16 protein-coding genes are annotated in these 19,764 nt (G+C 72.5%); 4 read left to right on the forward strand and 12 right to left on the reverse strand.

The genetic code is table 11. The features are described 5' to 3' along the window. Nucleotides 1–118 precede the first annotated feature (118 nt). Complete coding sequence (locus ABH925_RS07120) at nucleotides 119–331, reverse strand: heavy-metal-associated domain-containing protein (protein ID WP_370146191.1); 213 nt, start codon at nucleotides 329–331, stop codon at nucleotides 119–121. A gap of 448 nt (nucleotides 332–779) precedes the next feature. Beyond that, a complete protein-coding gene (locus ABH925_RS07125; RefSeq protein ID WP_370146192.1) occupies nucleotides 780–1,577 on the reverse strand; it encodes an SGNH/GDSL hydrolase family protein in 798 nt (265 codons plus the stop codon). 218 nt (nucleotides 1,578–1,795) lie between these two features. On the opposite strand from ABH925_RS07125, the gene ABH925_RS07130 reads away from it, so the two are divergent. Further along, nucleotides 1,796–2,992 carry a PP2C family protein-serine/threonine phosphatase gene (locus tag ABH925_RS07130; RefSeq protein WP_370146193.1) on the forward strand — a complete coding sequence of 399 codons (1,197 nt, stop codon included), beginning with the start codon at nucleotides 1,796–1,798 and terminating at the stop codon, nucleotides 2,990–2,992. Between the two features lie 74 nt (nucleotides 2,993–3,066). Here the strand turns inward: ABH925_RS07130 and ABH925_RS07135 are convergent, their stop codons facing one another. Next, nucleotides 3,067–4,731: an alkaline phosphatase family protein gene (locus tag ABH925_RS07135; protein ID WP_370146194.1), complete on the reverse strand. Its 1,665-nt coding sequence runs from the start codon at nucleotides 4,729–4,731 to the stop codon at nucleotides 3,067–3,069. Between the two features lie 355 nt (nucleotides 4,732–5,086). On the opposite strand from ABH925_RS07135, the gene ABH925_RS07140 reads away from it, so the two are divergent. Beyond that, nucleotides 5,087–6,097 (forward strand): hypothetical protein, encoded by a 1,011-nt coding sequence (locus tag ABH925_RS07140; protein ID WP_370146195.1) that lies wholly within the window; start codon nucleotides 5,087–5,089, stop codon nucleotides 6,095–6,097. A 41-nt stretch (nucleotides 6,098–6,138) separates the two neighbouring features. Here ABH925_RS07140 and ABH925_RS07145 read toward each other — a convergent pair whose 3' ends face one another. Further along, nucleotides 6,139–6,300 (reverse strand): hypothetical protein, encoded by a 162-nt coding sequence (locus tag ABH925_RS07145; RefSeq protein ID WP_370146196.1) that lies wholly within the window; start codon nucleotides 6,298–6,300, stop codon nucleotides 6,139–6,141. A 242-nt stretch (nucleotides 6,301–6,542) separates the two neighbouring features. Here ABH925_RS07145 and ABH925_RS07150 point away from each other — a divergent pair, with 242 nt between their 5' ends. Beyond that, on the forward strand, nucleotides 6,543–6,980 hold the full coding sequence (locus tag ABH925_RS07150) for a MarR family winged helix-turn-helix transcriptional regulator (protein ID WP_370146197.1): 438 nt from the start codon (nucleotides 6,543–6,545) through the stop codon (nucleotides 6,978–6,980). A 28-nt stretch (nucleotides 6,981–7,008) separates the two neighbouring features. Here the strand turns inward: ABH925_RS07150 and hrpA are convergent, their stop codons facing one another. From hrpA to ABH925_RS07165, 3 genes are all read right to left on the reverse strand, one after another. Then, nucleotides 7,009–11,418: an ATP-dependent RNA helicase HrpA gene (gene hrpA / locus ABH925_RS07155; protein WP_370146198.1), complete on the reverse strand. Its 4,410-nt coding sequence runs from the start codon at nucleotides 11,416–11,418 to the stop codon at nucleotides 7,009–7,011. Nucleotides 11,419–11,448: 30 nt separating this feature from the next. After that, complete coding sequence (locus ABH925_RS07160) at nucleotides 11,449–11,931, reverse strand: GNAT family N-acetyltransferase (protein WP_370146199.1); 483 nt, start codon at nucleotides 11,929–11,931, stop codon at nucleotides 11,449–11,451. Nucleotides 11,932–12,072: 141 nt separating this feature from the next. Further along, on the reverse strand, nucleotides 12,073–13,059 hold the full coding sequence (locus tag ABH925_RS07165) for a zinc-binding alcohol dehydrogenase family protein (protein ID WP_370146201.1): 987 nt from the start codon (nucleotides 13,057–13,059) through the stop codon (nucleotides 12,073–12,075). 140 nt (nucleotides 13,060–13,199) lie between these two features. Here ABH925_RS07165 and ABH925_RS07170 point away from each other — a divergent pair, with 140 nt between their 5' ends. After that, nucleotides 13,200–13,517, forward strand: a complete 318-nt coding sequence (locus ABH925_RS07170; protein WP_370146202.1) for an ArsR/SmtB family transcription factor — start codon at nucleotides 13,200–13,202, stop codon at nucleotides 13,515–13,517. A gap of 32 nt (nucleotides 13,518–13,549) precedes the next feature. Here ABH925_RS07170 and ABH925_RS07175 read toward each other — a convergent pair whose 3' ends face one another. The 5 genes from ABH925_RS07175 to ettA all read right to left on the reverse strand — a co-directional run bounded on the left by ABH925_RS07175 (nucleotide 13,550) and on the right by ettA (nucleotide 19,722). Beyond that, nucleotides 13,550–15,340 carry a bifunctional 3'-5' exonuclease/DNA polymerase gene (locus tag ABH925_RS07175; protein ID WP_370146373.1) on the reverse strand — a complete coding sequence of 597 codons (1,791 nt, stop codon included), beginning with the start codon at nucleotides 15,338–15,340 and terminating at the stop codon, nucleotides 13,550–13,552. Between the two features lie 166 nt (nucleotides 15,341–15,506). Next, complete coding sequence (locus ABH925_RS07180) at nucleotides 15,507–16,637, reverse strand: MerR family transcriptional regulator (RefSeq protein ID WP_370146374.1); 1,131 nt, start codon at nucleotides 16,635–16,637, stop codon at nucleotides 15,507–15,509. Nucleotides 16,638–16,805: 168 nt separating this feature from the next. Then, a complete protein-coding gene (locus tag ABH925_RS07185; protein ID WP_370146203.1) occupies nucleotides 16,806–17,537 on the reverse strand; it encodes a hypothetical protein in 732 nt (243 codons plus the stop codon). After that, nucleotides 17,534–17,956 carry an acyl-CoA thioesterase gene (locus ABH925_RS07190; RefSeq protein WP_370146204.1) on the reverse strand — a complete coding sequence of 141 codons (423 nt, stop codon included), beginning with the start codon at nucleotides 17,954–17,956 and terminating at the stop codon, nucleotides 17,534–17,536. Before ABH925_RS07190 ends, ABH925_RS07185 begins: the two co-directional genes overlap by 4 nt. A gap of 101 nt (nucleotides 17,957–18,057) precedes the next feature. Further along, nucleotides 18,058–19,722 carry an energy-dependent translational throttle protein EttA gene (gene ettA / locus ABH925_RS07195; RefSeq protein WP_370146205.1) on the reverse strand — a complete coding sequence of 555 codons (1,665 nt, stop codon included), beginning with the start codon at nucleotides 19,720–19,722 and terminating at the stop codon, nucleotides 18,058–18,060. Between the last annotated feature and the right edge of the window lie 42 nt (nucleotides 19,723–19,764).

Below are 19,764 nucleotides of genomic sequence, written 5' to 3' on the forward strand. Positions count from 1 at the left end.
CCTCATGCTGTCGAAAAGGGGCCGGGGGACGGCTCCGCCTGCCGGGTCGGTGTCCGCGGGCGGAGCCGTCGGTCCGGAGGGCCGGAGCCGGTCCCGGCCGCCGGGGCGGCGCGGCCGGCTAGGCCCGCCCGACCAGCTGGTAGCCGGCCTCGTCGACGGCGGCCCGGACGGCCTCGTCGTTCAGCGGCTGCTCCGAGGTCACGGCCACGGTGCCGGCCTTGGCGTCCGCGCTGACCTGGGTGACCCCGGGGAGTGAGCCGATCTCCTCGCTGATCGACTTCTCGCAGTGGCCGCAGCTCATGCCGGAGACGGTGAAGACGGCGGTGGACATGACTTCCTCCAGGAGGGATGGTTCGGTGTGCTCTCGATGATGACAACAGCATACCCCTAGGGGGTATTTCTGCTCGCTCGGGGCCGAGGCGACGGATGGGATGGTTGACCACCTGCGATACAGAGCGTAATCACAGGAGTACCCACTGATGCCGCTTCGCCCCGGGAAACGCCGTCGGGCCCCCCCCCGGCCGGGGGGGGGGGGGGCGGGGGGGCGGGGGCCCCCGGGGCCCCCGCGGGGGGGGGGGCGGGGGGGCGCGGGGGGACGGGGGGGGGGGGGGGCGCGGCGACGTATGGGAGGGTTCACCCCCTGCCACCCCCCGCGAAACCACCGGAGCACCCAGTGAGGCCGCTTCGCCCCGGCACCCGCCGCCGCCCCCCCCCGGGGGGGGGGGGCGGCCCGACGGGGTGCCGGGAACGCGAGGCGCCCGGGCGGCCGGGCGGACGGGTTACAGCGGCGTCAGGTCCGGGCGCTTGGCCTCGACCGCGTCACCGGAGGACTCGCCGCGCAGCCGCCGGCCGACCCAGGGCAGCAGGTGCTCACGCGCCCAGTGCAGGTTCTCCCGGCGCAGCTCCGCCGGGGTGTGCACGGGGGCGGCCGGCCAGGGCGCGGCCGGGTCCTCGGTGGTGGCCACGCCCAGGGCGCGGGCGGCGAGCAGGGCGATCCGCTGGTGACCCTCCGGGGACAGGTGCAGCCGGTCGTCGCTCCAGGCCTGCCGGTCGCGGACCGCGCGCAGCGCCCAGATGTCGGCCACGGCCAGGTCGTTGCGGTCGGCGATGGCGCGCAGATGGGCGTTGTAGGTCGCGATCTTGCCGCGCAGGTGCTTGAGCACCGGAGTGTCGCGGGTGTCGAAGCCGGTGCAGATCAGAACGGTTCCGGCGGATTCGCGCAACTGCACGACGGCGGCCTCGAAGCGCTCGGCGACCTCGTCCGGGTCGCTGCCGGGCCGCAGGATGTCGTTGCCGCCGGCGGTGAAGCTGACCAGGTCCGGCTGCATCCTCCGGACCTCGGGCACCTGTTCGGCGGTGATCTGGTCCAGCAGTCGTCCGCGTACCGCGAGGTTGGCGTAGCGGAAGTCGTAGTGGCCGCTGTCGGTGCGCGGGCGGCGCTCCGCGAGGAGACGGGCCAGCCGGTCCGCCCATCCGGCGTAACCGCCGTGCGGGTCGGGATCGTTGAGGCCCTCGGTGAAGCTGTCCCCGAGGGCTGTGTAGGAGGTGAGGTCGGAGATACCTGTCTGCGCAGCCATGGTGAAAATACTTCACTGTATGAAGTGACCTACGCCATCGTAGGTAGGCCTTGACGGGGGTGAGATGGGCCACGGGACCGTCGGGAATAGCCGGCGGCGGCCGGCTATGGTCCACGGCGGCGGGGTCCCCGTGCTGATCGGTTCATCCGTATTTCGCATGATCGGATGAGGATGGCATGGATGTGTCGCTTATGGGTCGGTCCGATAGATTCGCTGATGTGAGGGAGCGGCAGAAGTACCAGGCGACCCCCGTACCCGCGGACGGGGCCGCGCTGCTCAAGGCGCCGCTGCTGACCCGGCTGCTGCCGCCGGTCGCGGCGATGGGCTTCGTCTCCGTCCTGGACGTCGCCTCCGGTCCGAACACCTACCTCGCCTCACTGATGTCCGTCGTCCCGCCGCTGGCCGCGCTCACCCTGTACCCCCTGGAGCTCCTGGCCGCCAGCACCGTGGGGATACTGCTGCTGATCGGTCTGAGCCGGTACGACGGGATGGACGAGCCCTACGACACCCGGCTCTACTACGGCACGTTGATCTCCTATGTGGCGCTGACCGCGGCCAGCGCGATGATCAGCCGGCTGCGGGTGGTGCGCACCAGGCACCTGGTGGCGGTCAGCACCGTCGCCGAGGCCGCCCAGCTGGCGCTGCTGCGCCCACCGGAGCCGACGGTCGGTGACATCCGGCTGGCGGCCCGCTACGTGTCGGCGGCGGACTCCGCCAAGATCGGCGGCGACCTCTACGGCGTCCTGGACACCCCGTACGGAGTGCGGGCCATCATCGGCGACGTGCGCGGCAAGGGACTCGGCGCGGTGCACACCGCGGCAGTGGTCCTCGGCGCCTTTCGCGAGGCCGCCTACGACGAACGCGACCTGGTCGGCGTCGCCCGCCGGCTGGAGGCCAGCGTGCTGCGGCATGTGCCGTCGGGGGAGTTCACCACGGCCCTGCTGGTCGGCTTCGGTGAACCCCGGACGGTCGAGCTGGTGCACTGCGGCCATGTCGCGCCGCTGCGGATCTCGCCGGACGGGACGGCGGTGGTGCTGGACCCGCCCGACCCCTGGGTGCCGCTCGGCCTCGCCCATCTGGCCGAGGGCGTGCCGCTGGCGTGGCGCGTGCCCTTCCGGCCCGGGGACGTGCTGCTGCTCTGCACGGACGGGGTGGTGGAGGCGCGCCCCCGGCTGATGCGCTCCCGTTCGCTCCGGCACCCCCGGGGCACGCCGGTGGAGGGCGCCTTCTACCCGCTCGCGGAGCGCGCGCCGGCGCTGGTGACCTCGGCCGGCCGCGACCTGGACGAGGCGGTGGCCCGGGTCTACGCCGATCTGGTGCGGCATGCCGGCGGTGCGCTGCGGGACGACGCGGCGCTGCTGCTGCTGGCACGCGACCCGGCGCCGCGGACCGCGCCGGGCGCGGAACCGTGGTGAGGTTCCGCGCCCGGCAGGGGTCCGATCGGGTGCTGCGGGTGATCGGGTGCTGCGGCTGATCGGGTGATGGCGGGTCAGCGCACCGGGAGGGTGCGGGTGCCCTCCTCGCGGACCGCCTGCAGCTGGTTCGGGTTCAGGCCGAGCAGCGCCAGGATGGTCGGGGCGATCTGGGTGGTGTGCACGGTGGCGGCGTCGCGGACCTGGCCCGGGGTGCCGGCGCCGGAGACCACCAGCGGCACGTCGAGGTCGTCGGCGTGGGCGCCGCCGTGCTCGGCGACCTTGGAGGTGCCGCCGGTGTAGACCACGCCGTACTGGGCGATGCCGAAGATGTCCGGGACGCGCGCGTCACCGGGCTTGACGCCGAAGTACCTGGCGGCGGCGGCACCCGCGTACACGGTGGTCAGACCGCCGTGGGTGAACGACTTCGGCTTGGCGTCGATGTCCGTGCCGGTGCCGCTCTGTGCCAGCAGGTAGTTCTTGGCGAAGTCGGTGGCGGCCTTGGAGCGGTCGTTGAGCCAGATCAGCATGCCGTCGTCGTCGACCGCGTGCGCGACCAGGTCACCGGCCTGCGGGTGCAGCTTCTTCCAGGCGGCGTTCAGGCCGTCCAGCAGCGGGCCGTCGTCGATCCGGGTGAGCGCGGTCGGGTCGGTCGGGGACTGGCCGTGCTTCGCCGACAGGATGATCGTGGTGCTCTTGTCCAGGTGCTGCTTGCGGATCTCCGCCGTCAGCGCGCCGATCTGGGCGTTGATGTAGTCCAGGTTCTTCTGCAGCAGCGGGCCGGGCACGCCGGTTGCGGTGTAGCCGCCCTTCAGGCCCTCGGAGGCGGTGAGCTTCTGGGCGGTGGAGACCGACTGGAAGTTCAGGCCGAAGATGGCCGGGGTGCCGACCTTCTGGCTGCGGCTGTGGTCGTAGCCGTCGATCTCGTTGAGAACGGCCTGCACCTTGTAGCTGTCGTACTGCTGGGTGGCCTTGTTGTCGGTGGTCCAGTCGTTGCCGGCCGGGTAGCCGAGCGCGTCGGAGTTGATCTCCGGCGTGAACAGGTCCTGGATGCCGGTGCCGGAGGGGCCGTTCAGGATGTCGTAGGCCGCGTGCTTGTCCGACCACGCGGTCCGCAGACCGGCCTGGCGGGCCACCTCGAAGATGGTGTTCACCTGGAGGTAGGAGTGCGGGTAGACCGGCTTGCAGGTCTTCGGGTCGACCGGGAGCTTGCTCGGGTCGATCAGCTTGGTGGGGTCGCCGGTCATCTTCAGGATGCTGCCCGGCAGGTTCTGCAGGCCCTGGCCGGCGTCGATGGACGCCTTGTTGAGGTCCAGGTCCTCGGTCAGGTCCACCTCGACGCCGGGCTTGACGCCCTTGCAGTTCGTGGTGCCGGCCGGCAGCAGCGCCGCGTTGTAGGTGTCGTCGTAGTAGACGCCGGTGGTGCCCGGGCCGCCGCCGGTGGCCTGGGCGACCATGCCCGGGAAGCTGTCCGAGGGCGTGGTCGTCTTCGCGTTGGTGTACTCGACACCGCCGTGCACCAGCTTGGCCAGCGCCGACACCGGGTGCTTGGCGATGTACCAGGTCAGGTCGCTCTGGTGCAGACCGTCGACCGAGACCAGCAGGACGTGCTTGGCGGCCGCGCGGTGGGCCGCGGCGTTCGCGGCGGCCACGGGCGCGGCGCTGGCCTGCGCGAGCACCGCCCCGCCGAGGAGGCCGGTGGTGCCGAGGACGGCGGCCAGACGAAGGGAACGACGAGTCACGATGGGCTCTCCTGGGAACTGGTGTACGGGGCGGAGGCGCACGCCGGTGTGCGCTGGTGCTGCGGTACGGCGGCGGTGCCGGCGATCGCGCTGCTCGCGTTATGAGTAGTGGGCCGAGGTGTACCGGCCGCCGCGATGAAGTGAACGGGCGGCGACGGCCGGCTGCTCTTACCCGCCGCTTACCGGGGCCGGGAGTTGGGATAGGCTCCGCCCGCCCCGGTTCAGGGGCGGCCACCGGGTGGCCCGGGCGGGCGGAACCGTCGGCGCGAACCCGGCCTATGCTGGCGCGATGCCGCCAGCAGCCGCAGTACCGAGCCCGTCCATACCGCCGCCCCCTGCGCGTCCGTCAGATCCCGTGCGGCGCACCGCCCTGCGTGGGGTCTGGCTGGTCGGCACGCTGCTGCTCACCCTCGGCTCGCTGGTCGGCGCGGTGCTGCTCGCGCCCGCCGGCGACGCCACCGCGCCCGGCCCGGCCCTCGGCGGACTGCTGTTCCTCGGCTCCTCCGTCCACGTCGCCAGCACCGGCTGGTTCTACACCGTCCCGCAGGTGCGACGCCATCTGCGGGCCAGCCCCGGCCGCTACCTGGTCGCCCCGGTCGCCCTGGTGGCGGTGATGGCGCTGCTGGCCGCCGTCGTGCCGCAACGGCCCTTCGCACTGCTGCTGCTGGCCTTCTTCGGCTGGCAGTTCTTCCACTTCCAGAAGCAGAACCTGGGCCTGGCCGCGCTCGCGTCCAGCGCCTACCGCTGCGGACCGCTGCGACCGGGTGAACGACGGGCCATCACCGCGACCGGACTGGCCGGCACCCTGGGCCTGCTCAGCCACCCCGCGCTGCTGCAACTGACCGAAGCGCCCCGGCTCGGGACGCTGTTCCCGGTCGCCGCCGGCGGCTACGCGCTGGCCGCCGGGTACGGGGCGGTGCAGTGGCTGCGCCGCCCCGCGCCGGAGCGTCCTGCGGCCGTCAGCGGGATCTACCTCACCGCGCTGGCGTTCTTCCTGCCGGTGTTCCTGTTCACCTCGCCCTATGCGGCCGTTGCCGGACTCACCGCCGCACACGGATACCAGTACCTGCTGATCGTCGGCCTGGTCGCGGGCGGGGCGGCCCGCCGTCAGCGGCAGGAGCAGATCCAGGTCCGGCTGCTCTCGCTCGCGGTCCTGCTCAACATCGGGCTGTTCCTGGGCCTGGGCCTCAACCTCGCCTCCCACCTGCACACCGGCACCGGCCCGGTCCGGGCCGTGTACGGGGCGTACCTGGGCATGGTGATGGCGCACTTCGTGGTCGACGCCGGGCTGTGGCGGCTGCGGGACGAGTTCCCGCGCCGGTTCCTCGGCGAGCGGCTGCCCTACCTGCTGGGGCGTCAGGGCTGACGCCCCAGCAGGGACCGGTCCGACGGTTGTGGCAGCCCCGTTCAGCCTCCGCCGCAGCCTCCGGCGGCGCTGGCCCCGGGCGCCAGCCACAGCACCAGTCCGCCGCCGATCGTGGCCAGCACCAGCAGCACCGAGAGCGCCGCGAACCACGCGACCCGGCGCCGGGCGGCGGCGTCCGCCGGCTGCGGCGGCTGCTGTGACATCGGCATCGGCATCGGCTGCGCCTGTGGCGCCGCTGGCGTCGGAAGTGGCTGCGCCGGAGCGCCGGAGTACCAGGTCTCCTGTGACATCGCGGTTCCCCCTGTCGCGGACCGGACCCTCGGCGGCCCGGCACGTCTGCTGGTGTGACGCGGTGAGGAGCGATCAGGTTCCCCCTGTTCCCCGCCGACGTTATCTGGTGACCTTGATTATTGATGATGTCAAGTGATCGACGTATGATGGAACCATGAGCCTTACCACCTCGCCCAGCAAAGCGCAGCTGATCGACGAGTTCGCCGCGATCGGAGCCGCCTACTACCAGGACTTCGCCGCCGTCGCCGGCCGCCACGGGCTGACATCGGTGCAGGCCAAGGCGCTGGCGGTACTGGTCCGCAAGCCGCTGCCGATGCGTGCCATCGCCGAGCAGCTGGTCTGCGACGCCTCCAATGTGACCGGTCTGGTCGACCGGCTGGAGGGGCACGGCCTGGTGCGCCGGGAGGTCAGCCCGACCGACCGCCGGATCAAGATCGTGGTGGCCACGGAGCAGGGCCAGGCCGCGATCCGCGCCGTGCGGGACGACATGCAGGCCACCCACCAGGCGCTGGACCTGCTCAGCGACGACGAGCGGGCGGTGCTGTTCGAACTGCTGACCAGACTCCGGCCGGTCCTCGAACAGCAGGGCTGACCGGAGCGGGGCCGTCCCCGTCAGCCCGCTAGCCGAGGGCCTCGATGGCGCGGAGGATGCGCTGCTCGGACACCGCGTACGGGGTGCCCAGGGGCTGGGCCCAGAGGCTGACCCGCAGTTCCTCGATCATCCAGCGGATCTGGACCACGGCCTCCTCGTCCCGCCGGTCCGCCGGCAGGGAGTCGAGCAGGTCCGCGTAGGCGTCCTTCATCCGGATGATCGCGCCGGTGCGGTCGCGGTCGCGGTGCGGGTCCTCCGGCAGCTTGACCAGGCGCCGTTCGACCGCCTTGAGGTAGCGCAGCAGGTCCGGCAGCCGGCGCTGGGTGGTGTCGGCCACGAACCCGGGATGGATCAGTTCGGCGAGCTGGGCCCGGACGTCGGTCAGGCCGGTCAGCACCGCCAGGCTGTTGCTGATGGTCTTCAGGCGCTCGCCGACCCGGTGGTTGACCGCGAGGATGTTGGCGACCTTGACCACCGTGTCCGCCGTCACCTCGTACAGGTCGGCGCGGACCGTGTCGCGCAGCCGGGTGTAGGAGGCCTCGTCCCAGGCCGGGCCGCCGGCGTCGGTGATCAGCCGGTCCGCGGCCGCGGTGAGGCAGTCGGCGAACAGGGCCTCGGTGCTGCCGTGCGGGTTGGCGGCCAGGGCCAGCTTCGCCCCGTTGCCCAGCCGCGACTGGATCGCGTTCACCGGCGAGCTGACGCCGAGCAGCAGCAGCCGCCGGGTACCCGCGACCATCGCGCGCTGCTGGGCGCGCGGGGTGTCGAGCAGCCGCACCGAGACCGAGTCGCCGTCGTCGACCAGTGCCGGGTAGCCCTTGACGGTCTGTGCGCCGCGCTTCTGGGCGAAGGCGTGCGGGAGTTCGCCGATCGTCCAGTCCGTGAGCCCGCGCTTCTCCAGGCCGCCGGCCGCCTCGGCGATGGCGGCCTGGGTACGGGCCCTGAGATCCAGCTTGAGGGCCTCCAGGTCCTTGGACTCGCCCAGCTGCCGGTCGCGCTCGTCCACCACGCGGAAGGTGATCCGCAGGTGGTCGGGGACGGCGTCGTAGTTCCAGCTGTCGCGGGGGACCGGGATGCCGCGCAGGTTGTGCAGCTGCCATTCGAGCAGCTCGACCAGCGGCTTGTCGTCCGGGTCGGCCGTCGCCAGCCCCGCCATCAGGCGCTTGGCGTAGTCCGGGGCCGGTACGAAGTTGCGGCGCAGCGCCTTGGGCAGCGAGCGGATCAGCGCGGTCACCAGATCCTCGCGCAGGCCCGGGATCTGCCAGTCGAAGCCGCTCGGCCGGATCTGGTTGAGCAGGGTGAGCGGGATGTGGACGGTCACGCCGTCCGCTGCCGCGCCGGGTTCGAACTGGTAGGTGAGCGGGAGCTCGATGCCGCCCTGCCGCCAGACGGAGGGGTAGTCGCGTTCGGTGACGGTGGCGGCGTTGTCGTTGACCAGCAGGTCGGGGGTGAAGGTGAGCAGGTCGGGGCGGGTCCGGTGGGTCTTCTTCCACCAGCTGTCGAAGTGCGCTCCGGAGACCACGTCCGAGGCGATCCGCTGGTCGTAGAAGTCGAACAGGGTCTCCTCGTCCACCAGGATGTCGCGGCGCCGGGCCCGGTTCTCCAGTTCCTCGACCTCGTCCAGCAGCTTGCGGTTGTCGTGGAAGAAGCGGTGGTGGGTCCGCCACTCGCCCTCGACCAGGGCCCTGCGGATGAACAGCTCGCGGGACAGCTCGGGATCGATCGACCCGTAGCCCACCCTGCGCTGGGCGACCAGGGTGACACCGTAGAGGGTGACCTTCTCGAAGGCCACGACCTGGCCGCGGTCCTTCTCCCAGTGCGGTTCGCTGTAGCTGCGCTTGAGCAGGTGCGCGCCCTGTTCCTCGATCCACTCCGGCTCGACCTTGGCGGCGATCCGGGCCCACAGCCGCGAGGTCTCGACCAGTTCGGCGGCGATGACCCAGCGCGGGGACTTCTTGCCGCGGCCGCCCGAGGCGAGCGCCGAGCCGGGGAAGATGGCGAACTTGGCGCTGCGGGCGCCGAAGTACTCCTGCTTCTCCTCGTCCTTGAGGCCGATGTGCGACAGCAGCCCGGCCAGCATCGAGCGGTGCACCGCGTCGCCGTCCACCTCGTCGGCGGGGTGGCCGACGGCGATGTCCAGGGACTTGGCCACCTGCCGCAGCTGTGCGTCGATGTCCTGCCACTCGCGTATCCGCAGGTAGTTGAGGAACTCCGACTTGCACATCCGGCGGAACTGGCTGGAGGACAGCGCCTTCTGCTGCTCCTTCAGATACCGCCAGAGGTTCAGGTAGGTGAGGAAGTCCGAGGTCGGGTCGGTGAAGCGGGCGTGCAACTGGTCGGCGTGGGCCCGCTTCTCGACCGGACGCTCGCGCGGGTCCTGGATGGAGAGCGCCGCGGTGATGACCATGACCTCGCGGACCACGCCGTGCTGCTCGGCCTCCAGCACCATCCGGGCCAGCCGCGGGTCGACCGGGAGTGCCGACAGCTTGCGGCCGACGGGGGTGAGCCGGTTGACCTTCCGCTCGCCGGGGGTGGTGTCCAGCGCGCCCAGCTCCTGGAGCAGGTCCACGCCGTCCTTGATGTTGCGGCGGTCCGGTGGCTCCAGGAAAGGGAAGGCGGCGATGTCGCCGAGCCCTGCGGCGGTCATCTGCAGGATGACCGAGGCCAGGTTGGTGCGCAGGATCTCCGGGTCGGTGAACTCGGGACGGGAGAGGAAGTCCTCCTCCGAGAACAGCCGGATGCAGATGCCGTCCGAGGTACGGCCGCAGCGGCCCTTGCGCTGGTTGGCGCTGGCCTGCGAGACCGCCTCGATGGGCAACCGCTGCACCTTGGTGCGATGGCTGTAGCGGGAGATCCGGGCGGTGCCGGGGTCAATGACGTAGCGGATGCCCGGCACGGTCAGCGAGGTCTCGGCGACGTTGGTCGCCAGGACGATCCGGCGGCCGTTGTGCGGCTGGAAGACGCGGTGCTGCTCGGCCGAGGAGAGCCGGGCGTAGAGCGGGACGACCTCGGTGAAGCGCAGGTTCAGCCGCTCCAGGGCGTCGGCGGTGTCGCGGATCTCCCGTTCGCCGGACAGGAACACCAGGATGTCGCCCTGGCCCTCGCGGCTCAGCTCGTCCACGGCGTCGCAGATCGCCTGCACCTGGTCGCGGTCCTGGTCGCCGCCGGGGGCGTCCTCGTCGTCCTCGGGCTCCTCGTTGATCGGCCGGTACCGCACCTCGACCGGGAAGGTACGGCCGGAGACCTCGATGATCGGTGCCTCGGTGCCGGTACGGGGGTCGGCGAAGTGGCGGGCGAAGCGCTCCGGGTCGATGGTCGCGGAGGTGATCACCAGCTTGAGATCGGGGCGCTTGGGCAGCAGCTGCTTGAGGTAGCCGAGGATGAAGTCGATGTTGAGGCTGCGCTCGTGCGCCTCGTCGATGATCAGAGTGTCGTACTGGCGCAGCAGCCGGTCGTTCTGGATCTCGGCGAGCAGGATGCCGTCCGTCATGACCTTGACCGCGGTCTCCGGGCCGACCTGGTCGGTGAAGCGGACCTTCCAGCCGACGGTCGAGCCCAGCTCGGTCCGCAGTTCCTCGGCGACCCGCTCGGCGACGGTGCGGGCGGCGATCCGACGGGGCTGGGTGTGGCCGATCAGACCGCGGACGCCGCGGCCGAGTTCCAGGCAGATCTTGGGGATCTGGGTGGTCTTTCCGGAGCCCGTCTCGCCCGCGATGATCACGACCTGGTGGTCCCGGATCGCCTCAAGAATGTCCGCCCGGCGGGCGCTGACCGGCAGCGACTCCGGATACGTCGGGACCGGGACGGCGGCGCGGCGCTGCTCCAGCCGCAGCTCGGCGGCGTCGATCTCGGCGGCGACGGCGGCCTGGGTCCGCTCGCGCTTCTCCGGCTCGCGGATCTTGCGGAGACCTTCGAGCCGGCGGCCCAGCCGCTCCTCGTCGCGCAGGCTCAGTCCCGGCAGCCGGGCGGCGAGGCCGCGGACGTCGGCGGCGCCGTCGGCGGACCGGGTGTCCGTCCCGGCGCCGCGGGCCGTCCCGGAGCGGGACCGTCGGCGGGAGTCGCCGCGGGCGCCGTCCGTGGTGGGGGCGGCTGCAGGGCCCGCTCCGTCCTCGGCCGTGGCCCGGGCATCGGGGTCCGTGCTGGTGCTCGGGTCCGTCGTGGTGCTCGGGTCCGGGATGGCGTTCGGGTTCGCGTCGGCGCTCGCATCAGCCGGGGCGTTCGGGCCCGCATCCGGGGCTCCCTGGCGCGGGTTGCCGCGCGGGGGGCGGCCGCCGTCGCGGGAGCGCCTCCCGCGTGCGCGGCGCGCGCGGGCGACGCCGTCGGCGCGGTCGGAGGTCGCACCGTCGGACGGCGTGCCGTCGGCGGGTGCGGCGTCGGCCGGGGAGAGGAGGGGGGCGACTGCGGAGGAGTCGACGGCGGAGGAGCTCAGCGGGGTACCCATTGCGCGTCCCAGCCTACGCAACGGTCCCCCTCACCTGTCGACCCGATATCGGCGCACCCGGTCCGGCTCCTCGCCGTCGAGGCTGAATCCGGCCCGGGCCAGCACCCGCTGCGAGGCGGTGTTGTCCGGGGTGGTCAGTGCCAGCACGGTGCGCACGGCGGGGTGGGTGAAGGCGAAGCCGACCAGCGCCAGCACCGCCTCGGTGGCATAGCCGGCGCCACGCGCGCCGGGCACCAGGTCGTAACCGACCTCGACGCTGCCGTCGGTGGCCGGCGGACCGTGGAAGCCCACGCTGCCGACGGCGAGCCCGTCGGCCTGCCGGACCGCGACGTACAGCCCCCACGGCGGCCGGTGCCAGCCCACCTCGGCGGCCCGGACCACGATCCCCGCCAGCTCCCGGGTCCCGGTGCCGGGCCCACCGCCGAGCCACCGCCACTCGCCCGGTCCATGGCCGAGGGCCCGCGCGGCGTCGGGCGTGGCGAACTGCAACTGCAGGCGGTCGGTGGTCAGCACCCCAGCAGTATCGCCCCCTGCCTCGGCCCGCCTCACGGCCCGGCCCTGCCCCGGCCTCGGCCCGCCCCGTTGCCTGATCCGGCCCTGGCCAGGGTCCGCCCCCTGCCCGCCCCGCCTCACCGCCCGGACCTGCTGCGAGGGTCAGGCCTCGACGCGGAGCAGTAGCTTGCCGGTGCTGCTGCGGCTCTCCACCAGGCGGTGCGCCTCGGCGGCCTCCGTGAGCGGGAACTCGGCGCTGACGGGGAGCCGGATGCCGTGCTCGGCGGCGAGCCGCAGCGACTCCTCGGCGAGTTCGCGGAGCCGCTGCGGCTCGGCGGCGGACAGGCCGAGGATGCTGAACGCGGACACCGACACCGCCTTGGGGGCCAGATCGCCGAAGGCCATCGACCACGGCTCGGCGCCGCCGGCGTTCCCGTACGAGACGGCACGGCCGTAGCGGGCCAGCGAGGCCACGCTGCGCTGCCAGACCTCGCCGCCGACCGGGTCGAGGGCGAGGTCCACGCCGCGCCCGCCGGTGGCTTCGGCGAGCTGCCGGTCGAAGTCGTCGCCGACGAACACCTCGTCGTAGCCGAACTCCAGCGCGGGCTTGGCCTTGTCCGGGTGCGAGACCACGCCGTAGACCCTGCCCGCCCCGGCCAGCCGGGCAACCTGCCCGGTGGCGATCCCGACACCGCCGGACGCCCCCTGGACCAGGACGCTCTCGCCCGGCTGGAGCCGGCCGGCGTGGTGGATCAGGGCGTAGGCGGTGGCCAGCACGGTCGTCAGCGCGGCGGCCGCCCGCAGGTCGACGCCGTCCGGGCCGGCCGGGACGGCGAAGGTGCGGAACGTGTCGGCCACGACGACGTCCGCGTACCCGCCCCGGTCGAGCATCGCGGCGACCGGCTGGCCGACCTCGAACCCGGTCACACCCGCACCCAGGGCACGGACCCGTCCGGACACCTCAAGGCCGGGGACGAACGGCAGCGCGGTCACCCGGTAGCCCTGTGAGCGGCTCAGGACGTCGGCGAAGTTGACCCCCGCGTAGGCCACGTCCACGGTGACCTGCCCGGGCCCGGGTGCGGGCTCGTCCACCTCGCGCAGGCTCAGGGCTTCCGGTCCGCCGAGCTCCTCGACGACGACTGCACGCATCACTGCCCCCACAGGTAGAGTGTTCGATGAATTGCGAACTGATTCATGAGTGTACGCATCTCATCGAACGCTTCAAGCGTCGAACACTTCAAGCGTCGAACGCTTCACAGTGTCGACAGGCGGTCAGCAGGGAGAGTGTGATGGGCCATCGTGCGTCGCCGCAGCACAGCGACCCCCGGGACGTGCCGGTCGAGACTGTCTTCGCCGCTCTGGCCGACCCGGTCCGGCTGGCCATCGTCCGGCAGCTGGCCGGCAGCGAGGACTGGTCCCGCGCCTGCGGCTCCTTCGACGTCCCGGTCGGCAAGGCCGGGCTGAGCCACCACTTCACGGTGCTGCGCGAGGCCGGCCTGGTCGAGCAGCGGGACGAGGGCGCCCGCCGGGTCAACCGGCTGCGCCGGGACGAGGTGGAGCGCCACTTCCCGGGCCTGTGGCGTCTCGCACTCGCCACCGGGGACTGACGGCCGCACGGGGGCGCCGCGCTGACGAGCGGTCAGCCCGACCGGTCCTCGGCCTCCTCGTCGTCCTCGGCTTCGGCATCGTCGGATCCGCCCTTGGCGTCGAGGTAGCTCTCGGCCGCGTGGGTGTCCAACGGGAAGTGCACGGGGGTGTCGCCGAACACCAGCCGCCGCGCCTCCTCCCCGGCGGCGGCCACGGCCTCCCGCACCGCGTCCGCGAGTTGTGCGGGGGTGTGCACGATCACCTCGTCGTGCTGGAAGAACACCAGGCGCGGGTGGTCGCCCGGGACGGTGACGGGGATCTCGGACAGGCGCCGCCGCAGTGCGGCGATCAGCGCCAGCGCCCAGTCGGCGGCGCTGGCCTGGATCACGAAGTTGCGGGTGAACCGGCCGCGCGAGCGGGCGTCCCGCGCGGCACGGTCGCTGCTGTCGCCGTCGGTGGCACCGTCGTCCAGGCCGCCCGCGGCCGCGGCCGCCACACCCTCGGTGAGGTCCAGCCAGCGCGCCGAGGGGGGCGGGCAGACCCGTCCCAGCCGCGAGTGCACCACGCCCCCGGACTCGCCGGTCCGCGCCGCCGCCTCCACCAGTCCCATCGCCTGCGGGAAGCGCCGCCGCAGCACCGCCACCAGCTGGCCGGTCTCGCCGCTGGTCTGCCCGTACATGGCGCCGAGCAGGCCGAGCTTGGCGCGGGCACGGTCGCCCTTGAACGCGTCCGCCGCCAGCCCGGCATAGAGATCGCCCTGCGCGCCCGCGCGGATCATGCCCGGGTCGCCGGACAGTGCGGCGAGGACCCGCGGCTCCAGCTGACCGGCGTCCGCGACCACCAGCAGCCAGCCGGGATCGGCGACCACCGCGGCCCGCAGGATGCGCGGGATCTGCAACGCGCCGCCGCCGCGGCTGGCCCAGCGTCCCGACACCACCCCGCCGACCACGTACTCCGGGCGGAAGCGGCCGTCCCGCGCCCAGGTTTCGCGCCAGGCCCAGCCGTGCGCGGCGTGGATCCGCGACAGCTCCTTGTAGCGCAGCAGCAGCGGCGCGGCCGGATGGTCGACCTCACGCAGCACCCAGTTGCGGGTCGAGCTGAGGCTGACGCCCTGTTCGGCGAAGGCGCGTACGACCTGCGCCGGGGAGTCCGGGTTCAGTGGCCGGCCGCCGAGCGCCTGCTGCAGCTCGGCCGCCAGTGCCGCCAGCTTCGCGGGCTGCGCGCCACCGCGCGGGCGCGGGCCGAGCAGCTCGACGAGCAGCGCGTCGTGCTCGGCGGCGCTCCAGGGCAGACCGTCGTAGCCCATCTCGGCGGCGACCAGCCCGCCCGCCGACTCGGCGGCGCACAGCAGCCGGGTCCGCGCGGGCTCGGCGGTGGCGGCGATCCGGCGCTGCTGTGAGGCGTGCACCTCGACCAGCGCGGCGAGCGGGTCGGTGCCCGGGGGGAGTCGACTGCGGTCCGGCGCGAACAGGGTGTCCTGGTCCCCGTCGGCGTCCGCATGACTCTCCGGCAGGTCGGCCGGTACGGGCAGGCCGCGCAGTCGGGCCCAGGCGGCGCCGAGTGAACGCGGCTGACCGTAGCGGTCCTCCTGGCCAAGCAGCAGCGGCTCGACCAGCTTGACGTCATGGCAGCGGGCGAGGCGGCCGGGCGGCAGCGCGGGCAGCAGCCGTCCGTACACCTCGTCGGTCGCGGTCCAGACCCAGCGCGGGCGTTCCGCCGCCTCCCGCTCGGCCACGGCGGCGGCGAGATCGCGGACCCGCACCGGCCCGCCCAGCGGTTCGCCGTCCTCGCCGAGCGGCTGCAGCCGCCCGCCAGGGCCGTCCTGGTCCGCCACCACCGCCATCCGCGCCGCCACCTGCAGATTCCCTTCCGAAGCCGGTTCTCCCACTGCAGCGGAACGTACCACCGGGCACCGACAGCACGGTGCCGACGCTTCCGAGGATCGGCGCGGGCGGAGCCACGGACGGCGATCGACGGTACGTCCCGGGGCGGGACGGGATCCAGGAGGGTCAGTCGCGCAGCCGCACCGGCATCAACAGGGAGGCCACGTCCTCGTGTTCGGGGAGCCGGATGGCCAGCGGGGCGATCGGGCCGCCGAGTTCGAGAATCAGCTGGTCGCGGGCCGTGACGGCCATCGCCTCAAGCAGGAACTCCCGGTTCACGCCGATCAGTTCGCGGTCGCGCCCGTCGGCCGGAACCTGGTCCTGGCGTGGCTCCGGCCCCGGGTCGGCCGCCTCGACGGTGAGGGTGCCGTCCGGGGCCAGGGACAGCACGGAGACGTCGGCGTCCACGCCGTCCTGCTCGCGCCGGGAGGCCCGGGTCGGGCCGGTGGCCAGCGCCGTCCGCAGCGCGGAGACGTCCACGGTGATCCGTCGGCGGCCGTCGGCGGCGAGGCGGGTCAGCCGCCGGTAGTCGGGGAAGTCGTGGTCCGCGCCCGGGCCGGCCACCTGGCCGTCGGCGGTCTCGACGGAGATCCGGCCGTCGCCCAGGGTGACGGTCACCGGCCCGTCGCCGCCGAGAACCGCGCGGGCCGCGTCGACCAGCGGCGTGGGGACGAGAACCTGCGCCGCCGCGTGCTCCGCCTCCTCGCTGGGGCACTGGAACGGCGCCTGCGCGGTGGCGAGACGGTAGCGGTCCGTCGCGACCAGGCGCAGCAGCTGACCCTCCGGGTCGGCGTCGAAGAGAACGCCGGCGAGCATCGGCAGTTGGGGGTCGGTGCTGACGGCGAAGCGCACGGCGTCCAGAGCGGCGGCGAGCGCGGACGAATCCAGCGACAGGCGTCGCGTCGTCGTATCGGTGGTCAGGTGTGACACGGGGGTCTCCCTCAGAGCGAGTAGGGCTCGGACTGCGGAGAGTTCCCGGCGGGCGTCGTCGAGACCGTCCTCCAGACGCAGCAGGTGTGCGTCCAGCAACGTCCGCACCAGTGCGGTGTCGGCGGCCGACCAGCTCGCGAGGACCAACCGGACGTCGGCCAACGGCATACCGACCCGGCGAAGCCGTGCCAGCAGTCGAGCCTCGGCGAGTTGCCCGGATCCGTACCAGCGGTAGCCGCTGGCGGGATCCACCCACTCGGGGACGAGGATTCCGGCACCGTCGTAGAACCGCAGCGCGCTGACGGTCAGACCGGAACCGCGCGCCATCTCGCCGATGCTGCGCCTACCGGTGCCGCCGTCGATGTCGGCTGCGCCGGCGACGCCTGTTCGGGGGCCGGTGCCGGTGTTGTCGCTGGTGGGCCTGCCGCGTGTGCTCTCCACGGCTGCGACTCTGGGCCCTCGACCAGGTTGAGGGTCAAGCGCTCCGGGCACCGGTCAGCGGGTCGGGGTCAGCCCGAGGCCTGCGCCGATCGCGGGGGCGCGGCGGGTGATCACGTAGCCCCGGGGCCCGCTGAGCCGAAGCCAGGCGGGATGCCGGTGCAGCGCGACGCTGTCGGTCCGCTGCAGCAGGCCGACCAGGTGCGCGGCGTGGACCGCGCGCAGGGTCAGTCCGCTCGGATGGACCTGGCGGGACCAGATGGCCTCGGCGAGGGCGTCGGCGTCGTCGGTCTCGCGCCGGAACTCGGTCACGGCCGCCCGTACCGCCGCGCCCAGTGGTGCGGTCGGCAGGTCCGTGACGTGCTCCCAGCCGCTGCGGGGCGGGAGCAGCCCGGCCCAGGCCGGACCGGTGACCGCCGCCGGCAGCACCAGTTCGCCGCCCGGCGCCGTCGAGGACGCCCCGGCAGCCTCAGGCGCCGCGCCGACGGCATCGTCCGTCCCTGCGGGGTCGACCTCGGCGGCGAGGGTGACCGTGACGGCGTCGATCGCGTCGAGCAGTTGCCCGGCGGAGACCGTCCGGTCCAGGCCGAGGTCGTCGGCCAGTGGGGCGGTGCGGATCACCAGCGGGCCGTTGTCGCCCAGCGGCAGCCGGGCGAACACCGCCAGCGCCCGGTTCGCGGTCTGCAACCGCACTGACGCCGCCTTGTCGAAGCGCAGCAGTCGGGTCAGGAAGGCACCCAGGTCGGCGGCCTCGGAGGGATCGGCGAGGTGCAGGGCGGTGACGGTCACGCGGCGATCGCTGCGCTTTCCAGGTAGTCGGCCAGGAAGGCGCGCTCGCCGACGGTCAGACGGCGCGGGCGTGCCGCCGCCAGGTCGTAGGGGACCACAACCGTGGACGCCCGGACGTAGACGGTGTCCGCGTCCTTGATCTCGTACGCCACCGTGAAGGAGGCGTTGCCGAGCCGGGTCAGCCAGGTCTCGATGGTGATCGGCTCCGGACGGTAGACCAGCGGCCGCAGGTAGTCGATCTCGTGCCGGGCCACCACGGAGCCCTCGGAGAACGCCTTCTCCCCGGCCTCACCGGCGTTGGTGAAGGTGAAGTCGATCCGTGCCTCCTCCAGGTAGCGGAGGAAGACCACGTTGTTGACGTGTCCGAACGCGTCCATGTCGGACCAGCGCAGCGGGCAGGCGTATATGTGGCGGGACACAGGTGATCTCCGATGGTGACAGACGGCCGGCCGGCCGGGGCGGGCTTGCTCCTGGGGACGCAAGCCTGCCCCGTCGGTGTTGCGGCGCGATGACGTGACGGTCAGCCGCGGGTGAGCTTCTTGTAGGTCGCACGGTGCGGACGGGCCGCATCGGCGCCCAGACGGTCGATCTTGTTCTTCTCGTACGACTCGAAGTTGCCCTCGAACCAGTACCACTTGGAGTCACCCTCGTAGGCGAGGATGTGGGTGGCGACCCTGTCCAGGAACCACCGGTCGTGGGAGATGACCACGGCGCAGCCGGGGAACTCCAGCAGCGCGTTCTCCAGCGAGCCGAGGGTCTCGACGTCCAGGTCGTTGGTGGGCTCGTCGAGGAGCAGCAGGTTGCCGCCCTCCTTCAGCGTCAGCGCCAGGTTCAGCCGGTTGCGCTCTCCGCCGGACAGGATGCCGGCCGGCTTCTGCTGGTCGGGGCCCTTGAAGCCGAACGCCGAGACATAGGCGCGGGACGGCATCTCGACCTGGCCGACGTTGATGTAGTCCAGCTCGTCGGAGACGACGGCCCACAGCGTCTTCTTGGGGTCGATGTTGGAGCGGGTCTGGTCGACGTAGGACACCTTGACGGTCTCGCCGATCTTGACCGTGCCCGCGTCGGGCTGCTCCAGTCCGAGCAGCATCTTGAACAGCGTGGTCTTGCCGGCGCCGTTGGGACCGATGATGCCGACGATGCCGTTGCGCGGCAGGGTGAAGCTGAGGTCGTCGACCAGGACCTTGTCGCCGAAGGACTTGGAGAGGTTGCTGACCTCGACGACGATGCTGCCCAGACGCGGGCCCGGCGGGATCTGGATCTCCTCGAAGTCCAGCTTCCGCATCTTGTCGGCCTCGGCCGCCATCTCCTCGTAGCGCGCGAGACGGGCCTTGGACTTGGCCTGCCGGCCCTTGGCGTTGGAGCGGACCCACTCCAGTTCCTCGCGCAGGCGCTTGGCGCGCTTGGCGTCCTTCTGGCCCTCGACCTTGAGGCGGGTCGCCTTGGTGTCCAGGTAGGTGGAGTAGTTGCCCTCGTAGGCCAGGGCGCGACCGCGGTCGAGCTCCAGGATCCACTGGGCGACGTTGTCCAGGAAGTACCGGTCGTGGGTGACGGCGACGACGGTGCCGGTGTACTTGGCCAGGTGCTGCTCCAGCCAGTTCACCGACTCGGCGTCCAGGTGGTTGGTGGGCTCGTCGAGCAGCAGCAGGTCGGGGGCCTCCAGCAGCAGCTTGCACAGGGCCACGCGGCGCTTCTCACCACCGGAGAGGGTGGTGACCGGCCAGTCGCCGGGGGGGCAGCCGAGAGCGTCCATGGCCTGCTCGAGCTGGGCGTCGAGGTCCCAGGCGTTGGCGTGGTCGAGTTCGTCCTGGAGCTTGCCCATCTCGTCCAGCAGGGCGTCCGAGTAGTCGGTCGCCATCAGCTCGGCGATCTCGTTGAAGCGGTTGAGCTTGGCCTTGGTCTCCTTGACCCCGTCCTCGACGTTCTCCAGGACGGTCTTGGTCTCGTCCAGCGGCGGCTCCTGCAGGAGCATGCCCACGGTGTAACCAGGGGAGAGGAAGGCCTCGCCGTTGGAGGGCTGCTCAAGACCGGCCATGATCTTCAGCACGGTGGACTTGCCCGCGCCGTTGGGGCCCACGACGCCGATCTTCGCCCCGGGCAGGAAGCTGAGCGTCACGTCGTCAAGGATGACCTTGTCGCCGTGCGCCTTCCGGGTCTTGCGCATGGTGTAGATGTACTCAGCCAAGATGAACCGTCCGGCGTCGTTGGGTGTGGTTACAGCCTTCCA

The sequence above is a fragment of the Streptacidiphilus sp. EB129 genome (assembly GCF_041262645.1).
Lineage (GTDB): Bacteria > Actinomycetota > Actinomycetes > Streptomycetales > Streptomycetaceae > Streptacidiphilus.

Coding starts and splice junctions, on each gene's coding strand:
- ABH925_RS07120 (WP_370146191.1), bottom strand. CDS start 331: ATGTCCACCGCCGTCTTCACCGTCTCCGGCATGAGCTGCGGCCACTGC.
- ABH925_RS07125 (WP_370146192.1), bottom strand. CDS start 1,577: ATGGCTGCGCAGACAGGTATCTCCGACCTCACCTCCTACACAGCCCTC.
- ABH925_RS07145 (WP_370146196.1), bottom strand. CDS start 6,300: ATGTCACAGCAGCCGCCGCAGCCGGCGGACGCCGCCGCCCGGCGCCGG.
- ABH925_RS07150 (WP_370146197.1), top strand. CDS start 6,543: ATGAGCCTTACCACCTCGCCCAGCAAAGCGCAGCTGATCGACGAGTTC.
- hrpA (WP_370146198.1), bottom strand. CDS start 11,418: ATGGGTACCCCGCTGAGCTCCTCCGCCGTCGACTCCTCCGCAGTCGCC.
- ABH925_RS07165 (WP_370146201.1), bottom strand. CDS start 13,059: ATGCGTGCAGTCGTCGTCGAGGAGCTCGGCGGACCGGAAGCCCTGAGC.
- ABH925_RS07170 (WP_370146202.1), top strand. CDS start 13,200: ATGGGCCATCGTGCGTCGCCGCAGCACAGCGACCCCCGGGACGTGCCG.
- ABH925_RS07175 (WP_370146373.1), bottom strand. CDS start 15,340: ATGGCGGTGGTGGCGGACCAGGACGGCCCTGGCGGGCGGCTGCAGCCG.
- ABH925_RS07180 (WP_370146374.1), bottom strand. CDS start 16,637: ATGGCGCGCGGTTCCGGTCTGACCGTCAGCGCGCTGCGGTTCTACGAC.